General features: G+C 69.3%; 3 protein-coding genes. 2 read left to right on the top strand and 1 reads right to left on the bottom strand.

Annotated features, from left to right (window positions below; translation table 11 throughout):
- A partial coding sequence (locus EAO70_RS17850) for an Rv3235 family protein (RefSeq protein ID WP_261992927.1) occupies window positions 1-371 on the top strand: 371 nt, incomplete at its 5' end.
- A gap of 111 nt (window positions 372-482) precedes the next feature.
- Here EAO70_RS17850 and secA read toward each other — a convergent pair.
- Complete coding sequence (gene secA / locus EAO70_RS17845; protein WP_148003934.1) at window positions 483-3,287, bottom strand: preprotein translocase subunit SecA; 2,805 nt, start codon at window positions 3,285-3,287, stop codon at window positions 483-485.
- Window positions 3,288-3,527: 240 nt separating this feature from the next.
- On the opposite strand from secA, the gene EAO70_RS17840 reads away from it, so the two are divergent.
- On the top strand, window positions 3,528-4,067 hold a 540-nt coding region (locus EAO70_RS17840), incomplete at its 3' end, for a GNAT family N-acetyltransferase (RefSeq protein ID WP_148005204.1).

Here is a 4,067-nt window from a genome sequence, read left to right as displayed (position 1 = left end):
CCCGCGCCCTGCCCCCGCACACCGTCTTCGCCGAACGCCTCCTCGCCGTCCTCAGCGGGGAACGCCCGGTCCACTGGATGCTCGGCCACACGGTCGGCGAGGCCTACGAACAGCTCGTCCGGATCGCCCCCGGCACCCCCCTGCGCTCGCTCGGCCCGCGCCCGGTGCTGCGCCGCTGCTCCGTCCAGGTGGACGAGGACCGCTCGGCGGTGGAGGCCTTCGCGAGCATCGCCACCGGCCCCCGCGTCCGGGCCATGGCGTTCCGGCTGGAGCGGGGCGAGGACCTGCGCTGGCGCTGCGCCGCGGTGGAACTCGACGGCCTGGGCATCCCGCCCCGCCCCGCGGCGCCCCTCGCACCCCGGTCGGCATGACGAAGGGGCCGGCCGCCCACCGGGCGACCGACCCCTCGTCGTACCACTCACCGCGTCGACGGAACCGCCTCAGCGACATCCCGTCCGCGGGGACGCGTCAACGGCACCGCGTCACTTCTTGCGGCGACGCCCGCCGCCCGCGTTCTTCTGGGCCTTGCGGCGCTCCGCACGGGTCATCCCGTCACCGGAGTCCTCCGAGGCGAAGTCGCCCTCGACGACACCGCCGTCGCCGTCCACCGTCGGGGCGGAGAAGTGCAGCCGGTCCGGGCGCTGCGGGGCCTCGAGCCCCTTGGCGCGGATCTCCGGACGTCCGGCGCCGGCCGGCACCGCGTCCTGCTTGTCGAGCGACGGACCGCCCGCCTGCACCGGGACCTCCTCGACCTGCTGCTCGACCTGGACCTCCAGGTTGAACAGGTAGCCGACGGACTCCTCCTTGATGCCCTCCATCATGGCGGTGAACATGTCGAAGCCCTCGCGCTGGTACTCGACCAGCGGGTCCTTCTGCGCCATGGCGCGCAGGCCGATGCCCTCCTGGAGGTAGTCCATCTCGTAGAGGTGCTCGCGCCACTTGCGGTCCAGCACGGAGAGGACCACGCGGCGCTCCAGCTCACGCATGATGTCCGGGCCGAGCTGCTTCTCCCGCGAGTCGTACTGCTCGTGGATGTCGTCCTTGATGGACTCGGCGATGAACTCGGCGGTGATGCCCGCCCGGTCCCCGGCCGCGTCCTCCAGCTCCTCCACGGTGACCTTCACCGGGTAGAGCTGCTTGAAGGCGTTCCACAGGCGGTCGAGGTCCCACTCCTCCGCGAAGCCCTCGGCGGTCTCCTGGCGGATGTAGTCGTCGATCGTGTCGTCCATGAAGTGCTGGATCTGCTCGCGCAGGTCCTCGCCCTCCAGGACGCGGCGGCGCTCGCCGTAGATGACCTGGCGCTGCCGGTTGAGCACGTCGTCGTACTTCAGGACGTTCTTGCGGGTCTCGAAGTTCTGCGTCTCGACCTGCGACTGCGCGGAGGCGATGGCCCGGGTGACCATCTTGTTCTCGATCGGCACGTCGTCCGGCACGTTGGCCATGGCCATCACGCGCTCGACCATCTGCGCCTTGAACAGACGCATCAGGTCGTCGCCGAGCGAGAGGTAGAAGCGGGACTCGCCCGGGTCGCCCTGACGGCCGGAACGACCGCGCAGCTGGTTGTCGATGCGCCGCGACTCGTGGCGCTCGGTGCCGAGCACGTACAGCCCGCCGAGGTCCTTGACCTCCTCGAACTCCGCCTTCACGGCCTTCGCGGCACGCTCCAGGGCGGCGGGGAGGGCCGCGGCCCACTCCTCGACGTGGTCGACCGGGTCGAGACCCGCCTGGCGGAGCTCGGCCTCGGCGAGGTCGTCCGGGTTGCCGCCGAGCTTGATGTCGGTGCCTCGACCGGCCATGTTCGTGGCGACGGTGACGGCGCCGCGGCGGCCGGCCTGGGCGACGATGCTCGCCTCGCGGTCGTGGTGCTTCGCGTTGAGCACCTCGTGCTGGACACCGCGCTTGGACAGCTGCTGCGAGAGGTACTCGGACTTCTCGACGGAGGTCGTGCCGACCAGGATCGGCTGACCCTTCTCGTGCTTGTCCGCGATGTCGTCGACGACGGCGGCGAACTTCGCGACCTCGGTCCGGTAGATCAGGTCGGACTGGTCCTTGCGGATCATCGGCCGGTTCGTCGGGATCGGGACGACGCCCAGCTTGTAGATCTGGTGGAACTCGGCGGCCTCGGTCATGGCCGTACCGGTCATGCCGGAGAGCTTCGAGTACAGGAGGAAGAAGTTCTGCAGGGTGATCGTGGCGAGGGTCTGGTTCTCGTCCTTGATCGCCACCCCCTCCTTCGCCTCGATCGCCTGGTGCATGCCCTCGTTGTAGCGGCGACCGGCGAGGATACGGCCGGTGTGCTCGTCGACGATCATGACTTCGCCGTCCATGACGACGTAGTCCTTGTCCTTCTTGAACAGTTCCTTCGCCTTGATGGCGTTGTTCAGGTAGCCCACGAGCGGGGTGTTCACCGACTCGTAGAGGTTGTCGATGCCGAGCCAGTCCTCGACCTTGGCGACACCGGCCTCGTGGATGGCGACGGTGCGCTTCTTCTCGTCGACCTCGTAGTCGCCGGTCTCCTCGATGCCCTTGAGCTGGTTGCCGGGCTCGCCCTTGGAGAGGCGGGTGACGAGCTTGGCGAAGTCGCCGTACCACTTCGTCGCCTGGTCGGCCGGGCCGGAGATGATCAGCGGCGTACGGGCCTCGTCGACGAGGATCGAGTCGACCTCGTCGACACAGGCGAAGTTGTGGCCGCGCTGGACGAGCTCGTCCTGGGACCACGCCATGTTGTCGCGGAGGTAGTCGAAGCCGAACTCGTTGTTCGTGCCGTACGTGATGTCGCAGTTGTACTGCTCACGGCGCTGGGCCGGCGTCATGTTGGCGAGGATGCAGCCGATCGACAGGCCCAGGAAGCGGTGCACCCGGCCCATCAGCTCGGAGTCGCGCTCGGCCAGGTAGTCGTTGACCGTGATCAGGTGCACGCCCTTGCCCGAGAGCGCGTTGAGGTACGCCGGGAGGGTGCCGACGAGGGTCTTGCCCTCACCGGTCTTCATCTCGGCGACATAGCCGAGGTGGAGCGCGGCACCGCCCATCAGCTGGACGTCGTAGTGGCGCTGACCGAGGACGCGCTTCGCGGCCTCGCGCACCGTCGCGAAGGCCTCGGGCATCAGGTCGTCGAGGCTCTCGCCGTCGGCGTACCGCTGCTTGTACTCATCGGTGAGCGCCCGCAACTCGGCGTCGGAGAGGTTGACGAAGTCCTCTTCGATGGAGTTGACCTGGTCCGCGATGCGGTGCAGTTTGCGCAGGATCTTTCCTTCGCCTGCACGCATGAGCTTGTTGAAGACGGACACTGAGGCTGGTCTCCTTGCCGGTCGGGCCTGGCACTGGGTCTTGTCATGGACACGAGCGCGGGGCACGGCAGGTGGTCCCCACCGCAACGGCCATCGTAAGCGAGACCGCCCGCGCGACGGGAGGCCCACAGTGCCGGAGCCGTACGCCCGCCCGGAAAGAGAACGCACGAGGTGGGCGGAAGGTGCCGCCCCATCCGAAAAGTGTTCGCGTCCGGCCGGGCGGCTCACCAGAATCCAGACATGGAGCCGATCACCCTCACCACCGACCGCCTGCGGCTGCGGAACTTCGTGCCCGCGGACGCGGACGCGGTGTACGCCCTCTGCCAGGACCCCGACATCCGGCGCTGGACCGTCGTCCCCGACCCCTACACGCGGCAGGACGCCGAGCTGTTCCTGAACCACCTCGTACCCGACGGATGGCGCGAGGACACCGAGTACGCCTTCGCCGTCGAACCGCTGGCCGGCGGCCCGCTGCTCGCGGCCGTGTCCCTGACCAGCCGTGGCATGGGCGTCTGGGAGGTCGGCTTCTGGCTGGCCGGCGAGCACCGCGGCCACGGCTACATGACGGAGACCGTCCGGGCCGTCGCCCACTGGGCCTTCACCGGGCTCGGCTGCACCCGGCTGGTCTGGCGGGCCGAGGTCGGGAACACCGGGTCGCGCGCGGTGGCCGAGCGGGTCGGATTCGTCTTCGAGGGCGCCCAGCGGGCCGGCCTCACCAACAAGGGGACGCTCCGGGACGGCTGGATCGCCGCCCTCCTCCCCTCCGACTTCGGCCTCCCC

This window comes from Streptomyces sp. adm13(2018), assembly GCF_008042145.1.
GTDB lineage: Bacteria > Actinomycetota > Actinomycetes > Streptomycetales > Streptomycetaceae > Streptomyces.
This window is presented reverse-complemented; position numbering and strand designations above follow the sequence as displayed.